This is a genomic window from Paenibacillus sp. FSL H3-0310, assembly GCF_038002785.1.
GTDB lineage: Bacteria > Bacillota > Bacilli > Paenibacillales > Paenibacillaceae > Paenibacillus_AQ > Paenibacillus_AQ odorifer.
This window is the reverse complement of record NZ_JBBODC010000001.1, coordinates 489,000-510,525: the sequence shown is the minus strand read 5'-3', so window position 1 is coordinate 510,525 and position 21,526 is coordinate 489,000. Positions and strand designations below refer to the sequence as shown.

19 protein-coding genes and 1 riboswitch are annotated in these 21,526 nt (G+C 45.7%); of the genes, 5 read left to right on the top strand and 14 right to left on the bottom strand.

Annotated features, from left to right (window positions below):
• Nucleotides 1–17: 17 nt before the first annotated feature.
• A complete protein-coding gene (locus tag MHH63_RS02445; protein WP_036679793.1) occupies nt 18–473 on the bottom strand; it encodes a chemotaxis protein CheX in 456 nt (151 codons plus the stop codon).
• Nucleotides 474–727: 254 nt separating this feature from the next.
• Here MHH63_RS02445 and MHH63_RS02440 point away from each other — a divergent pair, with 254 nt between their 5' ends.
• Complete coding sequence (locus MHH63_RS02440; protein WP_038573173.1) at nt 728–1,630, top strand: LysR family transcriptional regulator; 903 nt, start codon at nt 728–730, stop codon at nt 1,628–1,630.
• Between the two features lie 71 nt (nt 1,631–1,701).
• On the top strand, nt 1,702–2,511 hold the full coding sequence (locus MHH63_RS02435) for a histidinol-phosphatase (RefSeq protein WP_339188403.1): 810 nt from the start codon (nt 1,702–1,704) through the stop codon (nt 2,509–2,511).
• A gap of 143 nt (nt 2,512–2,654) precedes the next feature.
• On the opposite strand, the gene MHH63_RS02430 is transcribed toward MHH63_RS02435, so the two are convergent.
• The 7 genes from MHH63_RS02430 to MHH63_RS02400 all read right to left on the bottom strand — a co-directional run bounded on the left by MHH63_RS02430 (nt 2,655) and on the right by MHH63_RS02400 (nt 9,460).
• Nucleotides 2,655–3,386 carry an NADPH-dependent oxidoreductase gene (locus MHH63_RS02430; protein ID WP_339191286.1) on the bottom strand — a complete coding sequence of 244 codons (732 nt, stop codon included), beginning with the start codon at nt 3,384–3,386 and terminating at the stop codon, nt 2,655–2,657.
• A gap of 210 nt (nt 3,387–3,596) precedes the next feature.
• Entirely contained in the window at nt 3,597–4,139 is a 543-nt protein-coding gene (locus tag MHH63_RS02425) for a GNAT family N-acetyltransferase (protein WP_076184756.1), read from the bottom strand.
• A 38-nt stretch (nt 4,140–4,177) separates the two neighbouring features.
• Entirely contained in the window at nt 4,178–5,107 is a 930-nt protein-coding gene (locus MHH63_RS02420; protein WP_341143521.1) for a metallophosphoesterase, read from the bottom strand.
• Nucleotides 5,108–5,164: 57 nt separating this feature from the next.
• On the bottom strand, nt 5,165–5,956 hold the full coding sequence (locus MHH63_RS02415; protein WP_248549597.1) for a DUF3891 family protein: 792 nt from the start codon (nt 5,954–5,956) through the stop codon (nt 5,165–5,167).
• A gap of 210 nt (nt 5,957–6,166) precedes the next feature.
• Nucleotides 6,167–6,931, bottom strand: a complete 765-nt coding sequence (sdhB, locus tag MHH63_RS02410; RefSeq protein WP_036679800.1) for a succinate dehydrogenase iron-sulfur subunit — start codon at nt 6,929–6,931, stop codon at nt 6,167–6,169.
• A 75-nt stretch (nt 6,932–7,006) separates the two neighbouring features.
• A complete protein-coding gene (gene sdhA / locus MHH63_RS02405; RefSeq protein WP_076127961.1) occupies nt 7,007–8,749 on the bottom strand; it encodes a succinate dehydrogenase flavoprotein subunit in 1,743 nt (580 codons plus the stop codon).
• A gap of 45 nt (nt 8,750–8,794) precedes the next feature.
• Nucleotides 8,795–9,460, bottom strand: a complete 666-nt coding sequence (locus MHH63_RS02400; protein WP_036679804.1) for a succinate dehydrogenase cytochrome b558 subunit — start codon at nt 9,458–9,460, stop codon at nt 8,795–8,797.
• Nucleotides 9,461–9,862: 402 nt separating this feature from the next.
• On the opposite strand from MHH63_RS02400, the gene MHH63_RS02395 reads away from it, so the two are divergent.
• Nucleotides 9,863–10,765: a LysR family transcriptional regulator gene (locus tag MHH63_RS02395; RefSeq protein WP_036679806.1), complete on the top strand. Its 903-nt coding sequence runs from the start codon at nt 9,863–9,865 to the stop codon at nt 10,763–10,765.
• 531 nt (nt 10,766–11,296) lie between these two features.
• Here the strand turns inward: MHH63_RS02395 and MHH63_RS02390 are convergent.
• Nucleotides 11,297–11,968: a potassium channel family protein gene (locus MHH63_RS02390; protein WP_036679808.1), complete on the bottom strand. Its 672-nt coding sequence runs from the start codon at nt 11,966–11,968 to the stop codon at nt 11,297–11,299.
• A gap of 13 nt (nt 11,969–11,981) precedes the next feature.
• Nucleotides 11,982–13,340, bottom strand: a complete 1,359-nt coding sequence (locus MHH63_RS02385; RefSeq protein ID WP_249267754.1) for a TrkH family potassium uptake protein — start codon at nt 13,338–13,340, stop codon at nt 11,982–11,984.
• A 62-nt stretch (nt 13,341–13,402) separates the two neighbouring features.
• A riboswitch (cyclic di-AMP (ydaO/yuaA leader) is annotated at nt 13,403–13,580 on the bottom strand.
• Nucleotides 13,581–13,902: 322 nt separating this feature from the next.
• On the opposite strand from MHH63_RS02385, the gene MHH63_RS02380 reads away from it, so the two are divergent.
• Nucleotides 13,903–15,579 carry a CPBP family intramembrane glutamic endopeptidase gene (locus tag MHH63_RS02380; RefSeq protein WP_339169666.1) on the top strand — a complete coding sequence of 559 codons (1,677 nt, stop codon included), beginning with the start codon at nt 13,903–13,905 and terminating at the stop codon, nt 15,577–15,579.
• An 88-nt stretch (nt 15,580–15,667) separates the two neighbouring features.
• Here MHH63_RS02380 and uvrC read toward each other — a convergent pair whose 3' ends face one another.
• Together uvrC and trxA are read right to left on the bottom strand one after the other, a co-directional pair.
• The gene (uvrC, locus tag MHH63_RS02375) at nt 15,668–17,620 is read right to left on the bottom strand and encodes an excinuclease ABC subunit UvrC (protein WP_282580007.1); all 1,953 of its coding nucleotides are present in this window, start codon (nt 17,618–17,620) and stop codon (nt 15,668–15,670) included.
• Nucleotides 17,621–17,741: 121 nt separating this feature from the next.
• Nucleotides 17,742–18,059 (bottom strand): thioredoxin, encoded by a 318-nt coding sequence (trxA, locus tag MHH63_RS02370; protein WP_036679814.1) that lies wholly within the window; start codon nt 18,057–18,059, stop codon nt 17,742–17,744.
• A 353-nt stretch (nt 18,060–18,412) separates the two neighbouring features.
• Here trxA and MHH63_RS02365 point away from each other — a divergent pair, with 353 nt between their 5' ends.
• Complete coding sequence (locus MHH63_RS02365) at nt 18,413–18,571, top strand: YqzM family protein (protein WP_094902239.1); 159 nt, start codon at nt 18,413–18,415, stop codon at nt 18,569–18,571.
• Between the two features lie 424 nt (nt 18,572–18,995).
• Here the strand turns inward: MHH63_RS02365 and dnaI are convergent, their stop codons facing one another.
• Nucleotides 18,996–19,952, bottom strand: a complete 957-nt coding sequence (gene dnaI / locus MHH63_RS02360; RefSeq protein WP_076134190.1) for a primosomal protein DnaI — start codon at nt 19,950–19,952, stop codon at nt 18,996–18,998.
• An 18-nt stretch (nt 19,953–19,970) separates the two neighbouring features.
• Nucleotides 19,971–21,509, bottom strand: a complete 1,539-nt coding sequence (locus MHH63_RS02355) for a DnaD domain protein (protein WP_076193307.1) — start codon at nt 21,507–21,509, stop codon at nt 19,971–19,973.
• Nucleotides 21,510–21,526: the final 17 nt, after the last annotated feature.

Below are 21,526 nucleotides of genomic sequence, written 5' to 3'. Positions count from 1 at the left end.
CAGCTCCTAACTCTTGCCTAAGAGATCATCACCTGAATATCCATCTCTCCAACCCCATCCATCAACAACGGAATACTAAGCGCTTTACGAGGCATAAAAGACATGCTTTCCATCTTCATAATCTGAGGAGGACTTATATCCACCGAAACACCTTGATTATATAGAATGGTACTGGCATTCCCACTGATCATATTGCTCAGCTCTGAAATTGCACTTTGACCCATCTCATCCATCTCGGTGATCACAAAGCCACCCATCATAATCGATACCATTCGCAAGGCTACCTGCTCCGCGATACCAAATATAATATTTCCGCTCAGTTGGCCTGTCATCCCTACTTGAATCCATATATGATTATCGATCAGTTCAATTTCTTTAATGCCTAAACTCCCCGTAGAAGGCGAGACCTGAATTACTTGTTCTATAACAGTCCGTGCAGACTCTAGAAACGGATTAATTACTTCTGCTTTCATGAATGTCTAGTCTCCCCCTTTATCGTGCTTTGGTCATATACCAAAAGTCCCAAGCAATATGGATATATTATACTTTATATATCGGCACAATTCAGCAAAAATTAATGCATATGTCGAATTCAAACCCAAGATAGTTTACGCAGCAACATTGCTCTGCCGGGTATTATCTCCTATAATTTAAACAAATGCCAACGTGGAACGTAAGATATTAACGCAATTACACATCCAATTCGATGGTCCAAAGGAGGTATTCCATGAACATCAGCCAGCTGGAGACACTAATAACAATTTCCAAAACGATGAGCTTTCGCAAGGCCGGAGAACTGCTTAATCTGACCCAACCAGCGGTTTCAGCACAGATTAAGAGCCTTGAAGAAGAGTTCAAGACTCAGCTGGTTGACCGAAACCAGCCTGTTACATTAACGGATAGAGGGACTGTCTTTCTGGAGCATGCGGAACAAATAGTGAGGATTGTCGAGGAACTTAAGGAACGGCTTGCAGATCTTGATGAAAATCCCCAAGGTCATATAGTTTTAGGCACAACTACCTCAATCGCTATTCAAATTTTACCGCGTATTCTATCTTATTTTAAAGACCAGTTCCCCCATATCAAAACATCAATTTCCTCTATGTCCTCATCACAAATTTATCAGCATGTCGAAAACGGCATTGTTGATGTCGGCATCGGTTATTTAATTGGACGTAGCCCGGGCATGTCTACTTCCATTTTGTATTATGATACCTTCGAACTGGTGGTCTCTCCCAGACACCCTCTCGCTCAAGTGAAGACCGCTGGGATAGAAGCCTTAAGCAAAACCCCGCTGATTCTGCTCTCACCAGACACAGTGGGCCGTAAATTTGCGGATGAGGTTCTGAACAAACATGGCATTCAACCTCAGGTCATTATGGAGCTGACCAGCAGCGAGGAAGTGAAACGGATGGTCGAGCTCGATTTGGGCGCCGCCATTATTTCCAAGCAGTCAGTTACCGCTGAGGTTCGAGCCGGCACTCTCAAAATTGTGCCAATTATTGAGCTGGAGGTCACGCATCCTGTTGGTGTGATCACGAAATCAGGAAAATACGTAAACTCTGCTATGAGGCAGTTCCTAAGCGATCTTAAAGGCATGCCAGAAACCCAATTTATCGGGTCTGAATAAATCCCACCCACAAAGTGGAACCGATTACTTCTGGGCTGATTGCATAACCTTGTTTAAAGGAGATGTTCTTGATGAAATTTGATTTACACACCCATCATTTCCGCTGTGGCCATGCTGACGGAACGATTAGAGATTATATCGAAGCTGGGATTGCCGCTGGATTGGGCGTTATAGGTATTTCCGATCATACTCCCTATTTCGGAGATCCATCCGATCAGGCTTTTCCCAAAATCGCAATGGCTAAATCCGAATTTGCTAATTATGTAGATGATGTTCTCTCCCTCAAAAAAGAGTACGAAGGCGTTATCGACGTCCTGTTAGGCATCGAATCAGATTACTTCCCCGAACATGCTGAGATATACAGCAAGACATTATCCGCCTACCCTTTTGATTATGTGATTGGATCGGTACATAGTGTTGGTGGAGTCAGCATTTTTAACAAAGGGCGCTGGAAAAACCTTAGCAAAAATGAGAAGATCCGCGTGAAGTCTGAATATTACCGGTTGATTGCTGATTCCGCACGCAGTGGTATGTTCCAAATACTCGGGCATATTGATGCGATGAAGGGGAATTATCCTGCTTTTTCCGAAATTCCTGCACCTCAGCCGATTGACGATTGTCTGCGTGTAATTAGTGAATGTGACGTGGCCATCGAAATCAATACCTCAGGCGGAACTAAGCTGGTCGGCGGCTGGTATCCCTCTGAAGATATTCTGGAGCGGGCACTACATTTTGGCGTAGAGGTTAGTTTCGGTTCGGATGCACATAAGCCGTCCCGGGTCGCTGAGGATCGTGATGCGGTAGCTGCACAGCTCAAAGCAATAGGCTTTACACACTGGGTTTATTACAAGCAGCGCCAAAAAGTCAAAGTTTCTCTGTAATCAAGCCTAAACGCCTTCAACGTCCCTATAAGGACGGTAAGCGTTAAAGCGAGAAATTAAATAATGCACCAAGCGTTATTGGTTTAGGGGCAGGGTTCACCCTCCGTTAAACCAATCTCAGCTTGGTGCATTATTTTGTTTATTTACAGATTATCACAGCTAAAACCTTGTTGTTTCAGCGTACGTTTCGCATCTCCATATTCCGGGTTGATCTCATAAAAATGAGCAATCGTACTGGTCCAGTCTCTCTCCGTCATCCCCTGCTGCTGCAAGTATTCACGGTGGGTTTGATTATATGCCTCCAGGAGGCCTTGTACATCCGGATTGTATTGCTCCTCATGAAATATAGCTTCCAGCGGCAGCCGCGGCTTCTGAGAAACCTCCTCCGCTGGGTATCCCACGCAGAGACCGACGACAGGGAATACGTACTCCGGCAGCTTCAGCAGTTCAATCACACCCGCTGTGTTGCGGCGCACACCCCCAATAGGAATGATGCCCAGTCCCATGGATTCCGCCGCTGCAATCGCGTTAGACAATGAGATTCCCACATCTGTAGCTCCAACCAAAAGCGCATCCACATCTTTTACGGCTTCAAAAGACTTGCCTTCCAGCTCACTAGCTACTTTAGCTCTATAAAAATCCATGCAAAACACCAAAAAAACCGGTGCTGCCGCTACATGCTTCTGATTTCCGCACAAAACTGAAAGCTGCTGCTTACGCGCAGGATCTTTGATGGCGATTATCGATACCTGCTGTCCATGAACCCATGACGGTGCGGCTTGAGCCGATTCAATCATTGATTGTAGCTTCTCTGGCTCCACAGGCTGGTCTGAATATTGCCGGAAAGAACGATGATTTTTTAATGTTTGTACCACTTCATTCAAAATGTTACGCCTCCTTGGTCATTCCACTCCATAGTATGTTAATCATAAACGATCGGATTCGGTACTGCCAATCACTTACGCTACTCTTTTCAAACAAAAAAAATGGACCCGAATCATCGGGTCCCAAAGCAGTATATTTTTAAAAGGGGGTCATGTACTTAGTTTAACCGCACACTGTTAGAGTTTGATAACGGCATTATTTCATTTGTGTAACAATGTGAATACTTTCATTACATCGTCCAAGGAGCCGACTTTGGGCATCACCCGCTCCAGCTTCATACCGTTCTTGAGCATCACACGTTCCGATCTAATATTATCTCCTGTGCAGCGTCCTTCGATCCTTGTTATCCCAAGGGTATGAACACTATAGTTCAAAAACAAACCCACGGCCTCCGTCGCCAGCCCGCATCCCCACCATGCCGGGTCCAGCATATATCCTAAGGTAGCTGTGCCCTCACGGCGGTTCCAATTCTGCAAAGCCACTATACCGATCAACCGCTGCTGCCCCTTTAAATAGATCCCGGCATGCAGCGCACAAGGATCGAAGGCAAATAACATCCGGTTTACCAGCTTCTCTACCTGGGCAGATACTGATCCAGGGCCGGAGCGTACTAGAATATGGCGCTGCACATCTGGATGGGAGAGCAGCTGCCGCAAAGCTAAAACATCCTCAGGCATGATCAGCCTCAGATCTACCGCTAAACCATGTTGTGTCTCTAACAACACTGCTCCATAGGTGCTCATCTTCTCTCCCCTTCCGTGCAGCTAAAATTCCAGCCTAATCAGCTCATGGACCGATGCAGCGTCAGAACCGTTAATTCTGGCCTACACAATAACCGAAAAGGCATGTATGTCTCTCCAAACCCTCTATTCACATACACAGGCATGGCTTTGTCTTCTGTATAATACAATCCATTTATGTATTTAAGAGATCCATAAGGTGTAAATGGCGCACCTATAAAGGGCAGGCGAATTTGTCCGCCATGACTGTGCCCGGAAAGCTGTAGATCAAATGAATAGGCCTGTGCGGTATCCGCATAATCCGGCTCATGCATCAAAAGGACGTTAAAGGTTCCTTCAGGAACACCAGTAATGGCTTTCGCTGGGTCGGGTTTACCGTGTAACAGATCATCCAGACCCGTAACCGCCATGACTGCCCCGCCTCTTTTTAGAAGGTAGGATTTATTCCTTAGCACCCGGAAGCCCGCAGACTCCAGCAGCTCGGTAACCAGCTGGGTATTCTTGTAATCATGATTGCCTAATATCGCAAATTTACCCAATGGCGCACTTAACGCTGCCAGCACCGGTACGGCTTCAACAAGATCCTCAGGATCGCTGTCCACAATGTCACCCGTGAAGCAAATAAGATCCGGTTCAGCTTTGCTTATATGTTTAGCGAGCCGGGCCAGATCCCTGGCATCCTTATTAAATCCGAGATGCGTATCACTGAAATGAACAAGCTTCATCCCTGAAAAAGCGGAAGGAAGCTCCTTAAAGCGCAAGTCCAGCTTAGTGACCTCAATCCAGTTCGGCTCCCCCTGCCATGCATATCCGCTTGTAAGCAATCCTGCGCCGATTACAGCAGCCGCACTCCGAGTCAGGAACTGCCGGCGGGTAATTGTTGACTCGCCACCAGAACGCCCCTTAGAGGTGTCCTTGTGGATCTTATCGCCATTCTTATTGGGAGAAGCCCCAGACGATTGTATCTTCATAGGGAGATTCTCCTTTCTTTACCTTTTCCCCGAAAAACAGATGGTCCAAATAATAACTTATATATTATCTCGGGCAGTTAGAACAATCCGGCATTCTTTCTCCGGAGTTTCGCTGTAAGCGCGTGCAATCCCTTTTTTTGCGATTTCTGATTTTTCAACTCGTCTCAGCATAAATGCTACTTCCAGCGTTTTTTCAAAAGGAAACGGTTCAAGCATTAACGTTGACTTATCCTGCCACTCCGCTGTGATAACACGACCTGACGTAAAACTGAAATCTTCAGTACCTGAGAACCCTTCACGCCACCATGGATGCTCCTCTGATTTCGGACACCCCGGCTCATTTAAGGCCAAATACAAGGACAGATCATCGCAGAATTCTAAAAGGCGGGCATCATAATACAGCTCATCTTCCCCAATAGGCTTGGAAGCTTCAAGTTCCCGATGGATACGTGCTCTGCGTTCCTCTTCATGTTCTTGATACAATGTAAGTTCTGGATAATCGAGTCCCGCAATCTTAATAAGCCGCTCAAAATGCAAGCTGCACAGCAACGCTCCGTACGGTGTGTGTTCCTCGATCTCATCTAATCCACGCTTATAAAAGGTCAACTTAGGCACTACAGGAAAATCAATAAAGGTGTAGGGTGCTTGCTCCGCATCATTCCAGAAAGGGGTCTCATCGAGATCAATCCAACCCCTATCATGCTGGGCTACTGCCCACAGTACCTCTTCCCGGCGTCCTTCAGTTGGCACATGCTGCTCTTTGAACCCAATGGCCAGCTCTCCGGCAAGTTTCCCGTGATCATGCTGCTTAACCATTACAATTGCTCCATCTTGCTCCCGACAAATCACGATTATTCCTCCTTGTTCCACAGCTAACATTACGTTAACAATGGATATTATAGCATAAATTGGTCAATATTCTGAACCTGCTCCAGCCCTGCAAGACTTTCCCGCCTCAAGCAGATAAGAGAGTCTTAACAACATAAAAAAAGCTACCCCCAGCGAATGGAATCCACTTTGAGGATAGCTCAATAGATAAACATTTGGCGGTACTATTAATTACACACCTAACCAACGTTTGAACATATGCTTCGTTGTTTGCTTGTTAATTTCTGCAATGGATGTCGTAAGAGGAATCCCCTTTGGACAAGCACGTACACAGTTCTGTGAGTTACCACAGCCATCGATCCCGCCATCCTCCATCAGAGCGTCCAATCTTTCGTCAGCGTTCATTTCACCTGTAGGGTGAGCATTGAACAGACGTACTTGAGAAATGGCTGCCGGTCCGATGAAATCCGTCTTTTCGTTGACATTCGGACAAGCCTCCAAACATACGCCACAGGTCATACATTTGGATAATTCATAGGCCCACTGCCGTTTTTTCTCCGGCATCCGCGGTCCCGGTCCAAGATCGTACGTACCGTCAATCGGAATCCATGCTTTCACCCTTTTTAGTGCATTGAACATCCGGGTACGGTCAATGACTAAGTCACGCACCACCGGAAATGTCTTCATAGGCTCAATTCGTACAGGCTGCTCCAGATTGTCTATAAGTGCAGCGCAGGCTTGGCGGGGTTTGCCATTAATCACCATGGAGCAAGCTCCGCACACTTCTTCTAAACAGTTGGAATCCCAGCATACGGGAACTGTGCTGTCACCTTTGGCATTCACAGGGTTACGCTGAATTTCCATCAAAGCACTGATCACATTCATACCTGGACGATAAGGAAGTTCAAATTCCTCGACATACGATGAACTTTGTGGATCGTCCTGGCGGGTGATGATAAACTTTACGTTTTTGGGAGCTGCAGCTGTTTCCGCCATAATGGTTCCCTCCTAAAATTGCCTGATTTTATTTCATGAAGCTTGCCTCGCAAGCTATTCTGTTACTGGAAAGCATTAATCCTTCGAATAATCGCGTACCCGTGGAGGAATCAGCGAGACATCCACTTCGTCGTAGGAGATTTGTGGACCCTCTGCAGTCCAGGCTGCTTTTGTGGTCTTCAAGAACTCCTCATCATTACGATTCGGGAATTCCGGTTTGTAATGTGCACCACGGCTCTCATTGCGCATAAGCGCTCCAAGTGTCATCGCTTCGGACAGCTCCAGCATATTCCAGAGCTGGCGAGTGAAGGCCACACCTTGGTTATTCCAGCGCGATGCATCATTCATATTGATCTTGCGATAACGCTCCTTAAGCTCTTTGATTTTGCCAATGGTCGCTTCCAGCTTCGGATTGTGCCGCACCACGGTCATATTGGCAGTCATCCATTCGCCCAGTTCCTTGTGAATCACATAAGCATTCTCTGTCCCTGACATTGCCAATAGAGACTCATATTTGTCCGTTTGCTTTTTGTGGAAGCTATCGAATACGGAAGAAGAGATATCCTGCGATGATTTCTTCAGGCCTTTAATGTATTCAACAGCCTTTGGTCCTGCGACCATACCGCCGTAAATAGCAGATACCAGAGAGTTGGCGCCTAGACGGTTCGCTCCGTGATATTGATATTCACATTCTCCGGCTGCAAAAAGACCAGGAACGTTCGTCATTTGATTGTAATCAACCCACATGCCGCCCATAGAATAGTGCACAGCAGGGAAGATCTTCATTGGTATTTTACGGGGATCATCCCCCATGAATTTTTCGTAAATTTCAATAATCCCGCCAAGCTTCACGTCCAGCTCTTTCGGATCCTTGTGAGAGAGGTCCAAATACACCATGTTCTCGCCATTAATGCCCAGCCCTTGATCCACACACACATTAAAAATTTCACGTGTAGCAATATCGCGCGGCACCAAGTTACCGTAGGACGGATATTTTTCTTCGAGGAAATACCACGGTTTCCCGTCTTTATAAGTCCAGATACGGCCGCCCTCGCCACGTGCCGATTCCGACATCAGGCGGAGCTTGTCATCTCCCGGAATAGCCGTTGGGTGAATCTGGATAAATTCTCCGTTGGCATAATGTACGCCCTGTTGGTATACCGCACTTGCGGCTGTCCCTGTATTAATTACGGAGTTCGTTGTTTTGCCAAAAATAATACCCGGCCCGCCGCTTGCCAAAATAACAGCATCCGCAGGAAAAGTCTCAATCTCCATCGTCTTAAGATTCTGGGCACTGATGCCGCGGCATACACCTTCGTCGTCGATGATAGCTGAAAGGAACTCCCAGTTCTCGCGTTTAGTTACGAGACCTTCAGCTTCCCAGCGGCGCACCTGCTCATCCAACGCGTACAGCAGCTGTTGGCCTGTAGTCGCGCCGGCAAAAGCTGTACGGTGCCGCTTCGTTCCGCCGAAACGACGGAAGTCGAGCAGGCCTTCCGGTGTGCGGTTGAACATAACGCCCATCCGGTCCATAAGGTGAATAATACCTGGCGCAGCTTCACACATCGCCTTAACCGGCGGCTGATTCGCCAAAAAGTCACCGCCATAGACGGTGTCGTCAAAATGCTCCCAAGGGGAGTCGCCCTCACCTTTGGTATTTACAGCGCCATTGATGCCGCCTTGCGCACATACGGAGTGTGATCTTTTTACAGGAACTAATGAGAATAAATGGACATGCGCACCGGCTTCCGCTGCCTTGATGGTAGCCATCAGGCCGGCCAGGCCGCCGCCCACGATAATGATATCGGATGTTGCCATGATAGTTCACTCCTTTTATCGAAAATATCAGAAAGGATTCTTAAATTAAATGAAGGTCTTTATGGACTGGGCAATGGTTGCTGCGGTTTGAAATTCACTGTCACGGAAAGTAACCAGCGAAATCAGGAACATGAAAGTTACTAATACAAATATGCCAAGACAGAGGTAAGAAGATACCCGCTGTGCACGTGGACCTACGGTAATTCCCCAGCTGATCAAGAAAGACCAGAGACCGTTTGAGAAGTGGAAGCATGCAGCAACGATACCGATAATATACAGTGTCAGCAGAAGTGGCTGAGTCACGATATCATGCATCAGACCGCCTAATTCTTCGTGCTCCACATTACCCACCGCCACCTGAACCCGTGTTTGGAACAAGTGCCAGACGATAAAGATGAAGGTAACAATACCTGTAATCCGTTGCAGGGTATAACGCCAGTTTCTTTCAATGTTGAAACGGTTCAAGTTCGGCTTGGATTGATACGCAATATAAAGTCCGTATACCCCATGGTACAGCAGAGGAAGCCATATACCGAACAATTCCAGGAAGAAGACGAGCGGCAGGCTGTTCAGCCATAACACGCTGTCAGTGAAACCGGAAGCGCCACCCTCTACAGCCGCAAAATTCGTCATCATGTGCTCAATGAAGAAGGCTCCAAGTGGGATAACGCCTAGCAAGGAATGAATCTTTCTGGAATAAAATCCTTTCATACAAAGTAACCCCTTTCCGATTAAAACAGCGTTTTCATTAATGGGTATTCACCGCCGGAACTACATTTGACACAGGATAACGTTGACAATCCAATGACATAATTCCTTAATTTACCGTTATCCTAGAGTTTACCGGACTTAGTTTTATTTTTCACAAAATGTGAATATCTTGTGTCACTTTTCATGTTACTCTTTTTTCGCTTATAAGGGAATTGCAATCTAATTATTAAACGTTATACAATAAACGCATAAGAATAGATTTTATATGATAATAATTCTCATTTAGCAAAACAACATTTTCCGACATAACCTGATTTTCCTTATGTAATAAGAACAGTTACTCTTACGGCTATGAATTTCATCACTACTGATCGTACATCGCATTAGGAGAGGAACTCAATTATGTTTGACGATTTAGATGTTTTTGCAGCAGTTGTGGAACATTCCAGCTTAAACCGGGCCTCACGCCAGCTCAATCTATCCCAGCCCGCCTTGTCTCGCAAAATTTCTAAACTCGAGGAACGTCTGGGGGTCGCACTATTTAATCGTTATGGCAAACGACTGGAATTAACCGAGGTTGGGCGTCTCACTTATTCCTATGCGCTTGAACAACGGCAGCAGCGTTCCAAGTTTCTGGAAGCCCTTTCCAAATTTAAAGAGGGGGAGCCAAGGCTTGTCACCTTGGGGGCTAGTCTTACCTCACTGCAGACCACGCTTCCGCCGCTGGTAAACGCTTATATGGACAAATATCCGACCGCAGAGCTGAAGCTGATCACAGGCCGAACGCATGAGATCGTATCCTCAGTTAGTGAGGGAAAATCAGATGTAGGTCTGATCGCTTCCTCTATTCAAGAACCTGGGTTGCGCTGCATTTCTCTATTTGAGGATCAACTGCGACTAGTCGTCTCAGAGCAGCATCCTTTAAATTTATCTTCCAAGCTAACCATGGATAATCTATCCCGGCTGCCTATGATTCTCTTCTCAAAGGGGACCTGGTACCGGCGTCTGACGGACGATCTATTCCAGCGCTGCGGGATTGATCCCGATGTGCGCATGGAGATTGACTCCTTCGAAGCCATCGTACGGCTGCTTCCGACTGTCAAAGCGGCTGCGTTGCTGCCAAAGTCTTATCTGCGTCCAGAGCTGCTGAACGGCGGCGGGCTGGTGTCCTTACATATCAAGGAGCTGGAGCAGACTCAACGGACCACCTGCCTGATCTACCGTGACGATGGAAGCATGAGCACGGCGGCTCGCAGTCTGGTGCAAGTTACCGAAGAGATGTTTCTGACAGAACGTGAGCAGTAAAGCCGGACCAAATGAATCAAGGGGCGCACCTAGTGATCTCCAAATGAGGCAATAAGTGAAGCACTTATCGACGAATTAGGGGATTTCTCCCTGAAGTTCAGAGATTTCTGTTCAGCAGACTTAAAATTAGGGAAAACTCCCCTATTTTCGGCCGATTCAGTAACTAACTAATAAAGGAATCCCTCTGTTTATTAGGGAGGAATTCCCTAATGTCGTTCATTTAGAGCGAATAGTGGCTATTTTTAGGGAGGTTTTCCCTAATTAGTTCACACCCACTCTGTGCATCGTACAAACAAAACAAAGAACGCATATCGCCCATAATGTACCGTCACAGATACCACAAATCATCTACTACAGCCGTACGAATATCACACCTAGCAACTCGCCTCCGCCAAAGCAATATCTTAGAACACTACGCATGGTCTATAGTCATATAGGCATAGTAAAATCCAATACGTTTTCTACTCTTTACTCCATAAAAAAGAAGCTGCCCCCAAGTAGAATTCACTACTTTTGAGTCAGCTTCTTTTCCTATGATTCTTGGTTCACAACTTCACTCTCAAAACGGTCAATACTTTCATTAGGACCAATGAGTACCATAACATCGCCTTCACTTAAATAATCATGGGCAGTTGGAGCGACGATTATTCCGCTTTCCCTATTTAGGGCAACAATACTGCAGCCATATTTAGCTCTTGTATTTAAATCAGACAAGCTTCTGCCGTTCATGCAGGACGGTACGGTCAGCTCGACAATTTTATAATCCTTGGACAGTTCAATATAATCCAGCAAATTGGGCGTCACCAGCTGATGTGCCACACGAATCCCCATATCCCGCTCCGGAAAAATAACCCGATCAACCCCCAGCCGCGACAGTGCGCGGCCATGAAGGATAGAGATTGCCTTAGCCACCACTTGCTTGACTCCAATCTCCTTCAACAAAATGGCCGCCAGAATGCTTCTCTCCATATTGTCACCAATCGCAACAATCCCACAATCAAAGTTCCGTACACCAAGCGAGCGCATAATTCCCTCATCTGTAGCATCTGCTACTACCGTATGCGTCAGCTGATCGCTCATTTCCTCCACGCGTTCTTCATGGTGGTCAATGCCGAGCACCTCGTAGCCCATTTCCATCAGCTCAAGCGCCAGGCTTGAACCGAAGCGACCTAAGCCGATTACTACAAATTGCTGTGCTTTCATTTCTAATTAACTCCTATCCAATAATTATTTTACCTTCCGGATACTTATACAGTGGTTTACCCTGTTTGGGACCGAGTGCATACGCTAAGGTTAGTGGACCTAGCCGACCTGCAAACATCGTCAGACAGAGTAGAATCTTACCGATCGCTGACAGTTCCGGAGTTAGCCCCATAGTCAGTCCTACCGTAGCAAAGGCGGAGGTCGTCTCAAACAAGATTGCCAAGAAATTACTGTCTTCAGTTGTGGAGAGTATCATCGACACAGAGGCGATTAACAACAAAGCCAGCAGCGTGATCGTTAATGCCTTGTAGATGCGCTCTTGAGCCAGCCGATAACGGAACAACACAACATCTTCCCGTCCACGCAGCATAGCAATTACAGCACCAATCATCATCGTAAAGGTTGTTGTCTTAATCCCCCCGCCCGTTGAGCCCGGAGAAGCACCAATAAACATAAGAATCACTATAAAAAATTGTGTAGCCTGCCGAAGTCCAGCAATATCTACTGTGTTCGCGCCAGCCGTACGGGGAGACACGGATTGAAAGAAGGCCGATAATATTTTACCGCCGAAATTCAGTGAACCCAGGGTACGAGTGTTAGTAAACTCAAATATAAAAATAACCAAAGCTCCGATCAGAATCAGCCCTGTACTGGTGGACAGGACAACTTTACTATGTAGAGACAGCCTGCGGGTTACCCGAAACTCCACCAGATCTGACATTACAATAAAACCAATCCCGCCGGAGACAATCAGAAACATCACAATAATATTCACAAGCGGATCATATACATAATCAGTTAAACTGCGAAAATCCCCAAAAATATCGAACCCCGCATTATTAAACATAGACACCGCATGAAATATGCCATAATAAATCGCTTTTCCCAACGGCATATCAAAAGCCCAGCGAATAGACAGCAGCACAGCGGCACAGCCTTCTATGACAAGAGAATATATGAGGACTCTCCGGATCAGTCGCACAATTCCTTCCATAGAGCCTTGATTCATGGCTTCCTGTAGGATTAGCCTGTCCCGCAAAGATATTTTACGCTTTAACACCAGTGAAAATAGAGTGGCCATGGTCATAAAACCTAAGCCGCCGATCTGGATCAGGATCATAATTACGGTTTTCCCAAAAATCGTGAACGAAGTTCCGGTATCCAGCACAACAAGCCCTGTAACACAGGTTGCCGACGTTGAAGTAAATAATGCATCAATAAATTCCACGGAATTCCCGCTTGTGCTTGAGATGGGCAGCATAAGCAGCAGGGCCCCTATCAGAATGATCGATGCAAAACCAAGCACCAGTATCTGCGGTGGCGAGAGCTTCAGAAACTTAAATTCAGAAATCCTGCGAAACTGTGAAGCCACTTTGCTCACCTTCTTATCAAAAATTCCAACAAAAAAAGCACTGGAAAACCAATGCTGACTTGGTTCCTGCAGTAAATTAGCCTACGAGGTTAGCTGTCGGATTCGGACTGTGCAGGCTGCCCTATTCGTTCCCAGAACGAAATTCACCCCTGATGAAAGTGCCATTTATCGTGTACACTCCACTTTTCATCACTTCTTATGGTTCCCCCGTTTTCACCAGAAATTCGGCTACTATACAATTGCATACAAATTATATACGTTATTTAGTGAATTCACAAAGACACAATTAATGCTCATTCACATGAAAAAATGCGGTTTAAAGAGACTGCATCAAAAGGAGTGCCTTTTCTCATCACTTTTCCGTGTTTTCCCTGCAATTACACCGATTCTCATCATTCGTGCAGAAATGAACACGATAAAATTCATGGTATAAATTCACATGACTATTCTATACTATCTCTATTACCCATAAAAAGAACATATAATGTTTTTTGTAACCAACCAGGCACTAATACTATAATGGAACATAACATTGTCACAGTACATAACAAGGAGGCGTTACATGAATCCCGTCGGCCAGCCCTTACAGCAACGTGCCCTCTCCAAGAGGCTCATCATCTCGGGCATTATCGGTCTTATTCTATTTATTATGTTTCAGATTTCCCCTTCACTGCTTAGTAGTCCTACAGGTGAAGATACCACCGTCATTAGCAAGGCAGAAGCCCGTGATCAAGCCATATTATTCGCAGAACAAAAGCTCAACTACACCGAAGCACCAAACGATCAATGGAATGTACTTTACCAGACGGACTCTTCCTTTTATGGTTATATGTCTCGCGAGAAGCTTGTGGAGGACTACACCAAGAAAAAATTGGATCAAAAATATCCTTTTGATGTCTTTCGTGCAACGCTTACTCCTTCAGCGGAGCAAGAGCCGCAAATCATCGTTGACCTCAATATGTATAACGGTAAGATTGTCGCTTTCTCAAAGGCTGCAAAAGTTACCTCCGAAGAGGGGTCAGGCATCGCTTCCGTTGGTGCAAAAGAGGACAAGGGAGCTGACCTCACTCTAGCGCAGAAGGAGAATCTTGCTCGTCCTTGGCTTCAGGAATGGGAAGTAAATCCTGCCAAGCTACAAATTGAATCGAATACAGGAAGCCATGGGCTAGTGTATACGGATAGTACTGTTCAGGTCGGCGAATCCTTATTGCACTATTATTTTGATTTCAGTGGAGAGCAGGTATCCAGCTTTAATGCCGGATTCACTGCACCAGCTTGGCATACCTCCTACGTACAAGGACAGACCTCTTTAGCGGAAAAGCTAACATTATTCGGTTACGGTATACCCACACTGATTTTAGGAATTCTGGCACTCGTCTACAGTATTCTTAGAAGAGAGCATACTTCCTTTAAACGTGGAGTATTCCTAAGCTCAGCCTATTTTGTAATCATGATGATCAGCACCTATAATATGCTGCCTGAATCAACGGGCGAAGGGCTAGAAGCACAGATTACCTCTGTCATTATGTTTATCATTTATGCTTTGTACAGCCTGCTGATGTCCTCCTTGCTCTACTTCTCTTTAGTGGGCGGTAATGGCCTATGGCGAAAAGAGGAAGGCATGAACCCTTGGCCCCGCGCCAAAGAGCCCGGCTATGGACAATATGTGTTGGACAGTATCCGGGCTGGATACATCTGGGCTTTCGTTCTGCTAGGGGTGCAGACGGTTATGTTCATCATATTATCGTTTACCTTGCACAATTGGTCTACTACAGACGCCACCCAATCTCCTTATAACATGAGATATGCTTGGCTTCTGCCTATCGTCGCATGGCTCGCTGGTTTATCTGAGGAAGCCATTTATCGCTTTTTCGGAATTCCTATGCTGAAAAAGGTGTTCCGGAACACTTTTATCGCTTGCTTGATCACCACGCTGGTTTGGGCGTTTGGCCATACGTTATATCCGATCTATCCCATCAGCTCCCGTCCCATTGAGCTGACTGTAATCGGGCTACTGTTCAGCTATATTTTCCTTCGTTACGGGTTTATTGCTGTCATGTTCAGCCACGTCGTGTTTGACAGCATCCTGATGGGCGCTACGCTGATCTTTATGAAGGAGAGCGTAAATGTAGGCGCGGGTATCTTCGCGATTATTATGCCGTTCATAGTCGCTTACATCGTCTATCGATTTAATCCACCACAGAAGCCTAAGCCGGTGGAGCCTTCTTCTTTGATTTAAACTAATGTGAAGACGTAATGAAATTAAAAAAGGGCATCAAAGCCGCTTTAGTCGCTGCTTTGATACCCTTTTTCTTTTGTCACCATTACTATGAGGTTGGCTCTTCATCCTTGAGCGCATCAAGAATTTGTTTTGCCAGCTTTTCTCCAATAGAAAGTGTACGGAAATCATCCACGGAGGCTTCTTTAATTTTCTTAAGCGATCCGAAATGCTTTAGCAGCGCTTTACGGCGCTTCTCACCTATACCAGGTATAGAGTCCAGCTTGGAGGTAACCATGGACTTCCCGCGCTGTTCACGGTGGAAGGTGATCGCGAACCTATGGACCTCATCCTGAATCCGCTGCAAAAGGTAAAATTCCTGACTGTCCCGGGCTAGCGCGACAGGCTCTGGCGGATCTCCAACCAAAAGCTGAGCCGTCTTATGCTTATCATCCTTAACAAGGCCGCAGACCGGAATGAATAATCCCAGCTCATTCTCCAGAATATCAATAGCAGAGGAGATTTGCCCTTTCCCTCCATCGACCACGATAAGATCCGGTATCGGAAGATTCTCCTTCAATACCCGCTCATATCGCCGCCGAATGACCTCGCGCATCGTTCCATAATCATCCGCACCCACCACCGTACGAACCTTATATTTACGGTACTCTTTTCGTGCAGGCTTACCATCAATGAAGACAACCATCGCTGAGACCGGATTAGTCCCCTGAATGTTCGAGTTATCGAACGCCTCAATACGGCTCAAGCGTTCAAGCCCCAAGCTCTCGCCTAAGCTGATCGCTGCTCCAGAGGTACGCTCTTCATCCCGTTCAATCAGCCGGAATTTCTCGTCGATAGCCACTCTTGCATTTTGGCAAGCCATGCCAACCATCTGCTTCTTAAGACCGCGTTGTGGCACAAGCACCTTAATGCCCAGCCACTCCTGCAGAATGGAGGCGCCGCCAGCGGCATCCACGATCCCAGCTGCCGCAGCTTCCTCCGCCGCCGTCGCACGTGCCTCAGCCTCTTCAGCCGATTCAGGGGTATCTTCACCCTGTTGTAAATCCGCTTCTGCTGGAGCAGCTATGGCGATCTCGGGTTTAGTCTCTTTATTAGCCAGAGATTCCTCATCGAGCACATCCGGCAGCAGGATCTCCTGCGGCAAAGCGGGATTATCACTATAATACTGCGTCACATAAGACATAAAGTCACTGTAGGCTTCACCATAGAACGGGAACACGGAGGAATGGCGCTGAATCATCTTCCCTTGTCTCATGTACAGAATCTGTACACACATCCATCCCTTGTCTACAGCATAACCAAATACGTCCCGGTCCTTAGTATCTGTAGTGTTGATCTTCTGCTTCTCCATTAATGCATCGATATGGATAATCTGATCCCGCAGTTCCTTCGCCCGCTCAAAATATAATTCCTCAGCAGCTTCCTGCATTTTTTGCTGTAAATCCTTTTTGACCGCCTCATGACCTCCGCCTAGAAAAGCAGCGATGTCCTGCGTAATCTGCTCATACTCGGATTTCTGAACCTCCTTCTCACACGGTGCCAAACACTGGCCCATGTGATAGTAAAGACAGACCTCCTTTGGCATCACGCCGCATTTACGAAGCGGGTACATACGATCTAGGAGCTTTTTTGTCTGCTGAGCAGCATAAGCATTAGGATAAGGGCCAAAATATTTTGCTTTATCTTTAATCACCCGGCGTGTAACCTCAAGGCGCGGGTGAGTTTCATTCGTTATTTTTATATAAGGAAACGTCTTGTCGTCTTTTAGAAGCACATTATAACGCGGCATATGTTTCTTAATCAGATTACACTCTAGAATGAGCGCTTCCATGTTACTGGACGTAACGATATATTCAAAATCAGCAATATTAGCGACAAGCCGCTGCGTTTTACCATTATGACTGCCTGTAAAATAAGAGCGTACCCGATTCTTAAGTACCTTCGCTTTGCCCACATAAATAATAGTGCCTTCCTGATTTTTCATCAGATAGCAGCCAGGCAGATCGGGTAGTAGTGCCAGTTTATTGCGGATATTGTCCAAAATGATCCCCTCCAGCTAAATTGGACCCATGATTAGTTGGCATTCAGCACACAAAACGCCTCCGGAATGAACCGAAGGCGCTGAGTGGCAGGGCCGAGGCCCGAACAGTAGCATCTATCAATTATTGATGTTTTGCTACGATATTTTTCAGGGATTCTTTGGAGTTCAGTCCCACAACTTTATCTACCGGTTGACCATCTTTGAAGAAGATCAGAGTTGGGATACTCATAACACCAAAACGGGAAGCCGTTTCCGGATTCTCATCCACATTCAATTTTGCAATTTTCACGTCGTCTCCCAGCTCTGTGGACAATTCATCCAAGATTGGAGCGAGCATTTTACAAGGACCACACCAAGGAGCCCAGAAGTCTACTACTACAGTACCTTGACCTTCCACTTCGTTACTGAAGGATTGGTCAGACACGTTCACGATAGCCATGATATTGTTCCTCCTTTAAGTTTTGCGAAGCATTACGCACATCTTAAGCCAAAGCTTAGTTCATGGAAGCTGCTCCGAAATATGAGTTAATAAATTGTTTCATGTAATATGATAACCAAATTACCACTTACCGACACATTACAAGTATAACATATCTTTATGGGATATGTGAAATATCACTCGCAATTATATTGCCTTCAATGTATTTTTTTTGCGTACTCTTTTCTTTACAACCTCCCCAGCATTTCGGTATACTTAAAGAAAGCGCATTAATTGTCAATGACTTATTTCATAAACAAATGTCAATTTGCATCTAATAATACAGGGCTTGTCCCTGTAAGGAGGCAGAAACTATGGATGTTAACGCGCAAGTACGGGACCCACGAGAACATATCAACGAAGAACCCCGCAATGATCTTGGGGATTTAATGACCGGATTTTTCGGAATGACCACGTTTATGACGGTTGTCTTTTTCGGAATGGTCATCCTTAAGTTCATTCTCTCGGAGTAAAGGAATCATCGCACAATAAAAAGAAGCTGTCTCAAAAGTAGTGAATGCTACTTATGGGGCGGCTTCTTTTTTTGAGAATAATGGGGGGAAAACCTCCCTGATTATAGCCGATAATTGCTATAAATGAACGGAATCAGGGAATTTCTCCCTAATAATCGGGAGAATATCTGTTTTCGCTGACGAATCAGTTCATTTTTAGGGAGATATTCCCTAATTATCGATCAGATTCAGTATGCCTGCCAGATGTTGCAAACGGAAAGTGTGTTTGGACAAGTGAAAAACAATCAGGACTTAAGGCGATCCTGCTTCGTAGCAGAGAGAAAGCGGCGTTTGAGTTCGAATAACTAAAAAAACGAAGAGCAGCGATCCTCCAATAAAAGGGGAATCACTGCTCTTTTGAATTTGCATTATGAATATTCCAGGCTTATCTATTGGCCCCTCTTTGATTTTCCCCATGCAGTGGAAGAACATCCACAAAAGGAGCAATGCGATCCATTAGTCGTTGGCCTTTATAGACCTCTTCACCATCTTTGCTCGTAAAGCTAAGATGTTTCTCCAAGCCATCCAACGGATAATTCGAGGTGTAGAAGGTTGGTTTGCGGTTCATCCGATAATTCAAGATCGCCCCAAGTACATGATCACGAGCCCAAGGATTCAAATTTTCCGCACCAATGTCATCAAAAATAAGTAAATCGCAGTTTTTCATCGTATCAACAGTTTCCTTCATCTTCTGGCCATCCATCATGATCGATTTCAAGTCCTCTATAAAGTCTGGCATGTATACGATCACTCCGGTATATCCAGCAACAGCAAGCTCATGCAGTAAATAACACATCAAAAAAGTTTTGCCTGTTCCGAAAGAGCCATGTAAATAAATGCCGCGTGAAGTCAGGCCTTCCTCTTTAACATTCGTGATATAATCAAATATTTTATTCACAGCCGAGACCCGGCGCGGGTCTTTGCCCATAATATCTATCTCATCATAACCGCCGTTAAGTACACGCTCGTCCACATAAAAGCTACGAATACGTTTGCGGATGTTATCCTGATTATCTTGTGCCACTTTAAGCCGGCATGCCGTCTTGCGTTCATATAGATCCACTGAACCATTCACAGTTTCTACCGTTAGTTTACTATAATGGCCAGGAAAATCATTTGGACACTTCTCTAGTCCTGGGCAGTTCGCACAGTTTCGGCTTTCCTCTACATATTGATACAGGCGACTCATATGAAGCCGCAGTCGTGATTCGTCCAGTTCAGGATGTTCGGACTGTAATGCCTTCACAAGTGGATGATTGAATAACCCCTGTTCAAGATCGCGTTGACGCTGCCGTAGAGTTGGATTGTTGATCGAACGAAGTACATCGCCCATAGACTCCATTGTTCCACCTCTCTTTCATTAAGGCGTTTGCGATACGCCTTTTTTCTTACTAGCCTTAATTTCTGCTGCTTTCTTCATCATCGCCGCGAATTCCTCTTCCGATACTGTTCCAGCACTTCCATCATCCAGCACAATCGGAATTTCCGGTTTATTGGAGCGGCCTGTATTTTTGGCATAAGAACGTGATCGTGTTCCTCCAGCAGCATTAGCCGTTGTCCCCTTGCCCTTCACTTTGGACTGATCTCTAATATATCTTACAGCCTTCTCGTAGGTGTTCACTTGTTTAACCAGCATATTGGAGGCGATAGCCTCTACAAAATTGCGGTTCATCCGCTGTTCTCCACCCGAGGCTACCATAGTCATTAAATAATGAATGAGTACATTAATTACTTCACCGCTCAGCTTATAGTTCAGATCTATTTTCTCGAACATATCCATCAGATGGCTGGGCACTGCACCCGGGAAAAAGGTTTGTAGCAGTCTCGTATAAGGTTCGTTCCGCAGCATCATATTATATTGGTGAATGTCACATTTGGACAAAAATTGTGGCGGTACTTCTACATAATACTCCATCTCAACAGATTGCTCTGGTGGTGCTATAGAATCATCATTCTCTTCGGTCGCACTGGACCGGATAGAAACAACTTTCGCAGCTGCAATTTCACGTTTTTCCTGTCGTTTCATATCTTGCCTGAAATGTTGGCTCGCTTTATATTGCAACGCATCCAGCATGACCTCGCCCTCCGGTGAGAACACTCCATCCTCATCCAGCAAACGACATAAATCCTGCGGACTCAGTTCGTATTTATGAGCAACATAGTTAATTACACCCATTTGAGTATGGTCAAAGCGCAGTTTTTCTACATGAGCCCGATTCACAGACTCCCGTGGAAAACGCAAAATAATGTCACTGTATCCAATTGCCTGCTCTCCGGATTCAAGCGTGCCGGGCTGTCGAACAGAGGCTACCTCTGCCAAAGCTTGCTCCAGCTCATAATCAATGACATGTGTATTAAGTTGAAAAATATCATAAAAAGGCACGGAAATATTCTCTTTGCCTATAGATCTGCGGCTCCACTCTTCCGGCTCGCGATTCCAGAACTGTTCCCGTAAGGACAGCACAGCAAATTTGCCAATCTTATCACGTAACAGCAAGGTTAAATGCTGAGTGGCAAAAAAGTCGGCTGGCGATAGCGGCGGCATTAGCTCATATTCATATAAATAATCATCTGTTTCCGGCACATAGATTCGACAGGTCTGCAACAGACCCACTGCTTCTAACCGGGAAGCCTGATCAATTAAATATTTGCGGCCTTTCTCATTGGGTTCAACACCCAAAGTCATAAATAGCCTGCGCTGTTGCTCCACTCCAGAATAGCCAATGCTATCTGCTGGCACATGTTCAACCAGCAAGCGATAGAAACTGATTGCAAAGGCTCCTACCATAGGTTGATATACAGAGCTAAGCATACGTCCATCTATAACACTAAGACCAAATTCGCGGGAAACGCAGTACCGATGATGTTCGGTGAAATGATGTAAGTTACTCATCCGCATCTACGGATACCCCCTTG

What these genes read in the sequence shown, in the direction of transcription:
- trxA (WP_036679814.1), bottom strand. Translation starts at nt 18,059, where the DNA reads ATGGCTATCGTGAACGTGTCTGACCAATCCTTCAGTAACGAAGTGGAA.
- MHH63_RS02435 (WP_339188403.1), top strand. Translation starts at nt 1,702, where the DNA reads ATGAAATTTGATTTACACACCCATCATTTCCGCTGTGGCCATGCTGAC.
- MHH63_RS02355 (WP_076193307.1), bottom strand. Translation starts at nt 21,509, where the DNA reads ATGCGGATGAGTAACTTACATCATTTCACCGAACATCATCGGTACTGC.
- MHH63_RS02400 (WP_036679804.1), bottom strand. Translation starts at nt 9,460, where the DNA reads ATGAAAGGATTTTATTCCAGAAAGATTCATTCCTTGCTAGGCGTTATC.
- MHH63_RS02425 (WP_076184756.1), bottom strand. Translation starts at nt 4,139, where the DNA reads ATGAGCACCTATGGAGCAGTGTTGTTAGAGACACAACATGGTTTAGCG.
- MHH63_RS02390 (WP_036679808.1), bottom strand. Translation starts at nt 11,968, where the DNA reads ATGAAAGCACAGCAATTTGTAGTAATCGGCTTAGGTCGCTTCGGTTCA.
- MHH63_RS02445 (WP_036679793.1), bottom strand. Translation starts at nt 473, where the DNA reads ATGAAAGCAGAAGTAATTAATCCGTTTCTAGAGTCTGCACGGACTGTT.
- sdhB (WP_036679800.1), bottom strand. Translation starts at nt 6,931, where the DNA reads ATGGCGGAAACAGCTGCAGCTCCCAAAAACGTAAAGTTTATCATCACC.
- sdhA (WP_076127961.1), bottom strand. Translation starts at nt 8,749, where the DNA reads ATGGCAACATCCGATATCATTATCGTGGGCGGCGGCCTGGCCGGCCTG.
- dnaI (WP_076134190.1), bottom strand. Translation starts at nt 19,952, where the DNA reads ATGGAGTCTATGGGCGATGTACTTCGTTCGATCAACAATCCAACTCTA.
- MHH63_RS02420 (WP_341143521.1), bottom strand. Translation starts at nt 5,107, where the DNA reads ATGAAGATACAATCGTCTGGGGCTTCTCCCAATAAGAATGGCGATAAG.
- MHH63_RS02365 (WP_094902239.1), top strand. Translation starts at nt 18,413, where the DNA reads ATGGATGTTAACGCGCAAGTACGGGACCCACGAGAACATATCAACGAA.
- MHH63_RS02395 (WP_036679806.1), top strand. Translation starts at nt 9,863, where the DNA reads ATGTTTGACGATTTAGATGTTTTTGCAGCAGTTGTGGAACATTCCAGC.
- MHH63_RS02440 (WP_038573173.1), top strand. Translation starts at nt 728, where the DNA reads ATGAACATCAGCCAGCTGGAGACACTAATAACAATTTCCAAAACGATG.
- MHH63_RS02380 (WP_339169666.1), top strand. Translation starts at nt 13,903, where the DNA reads ATGAATCCCGTCGGCCAGCCCTTACAGCAACGTGCCCTCTCCAAGAGG.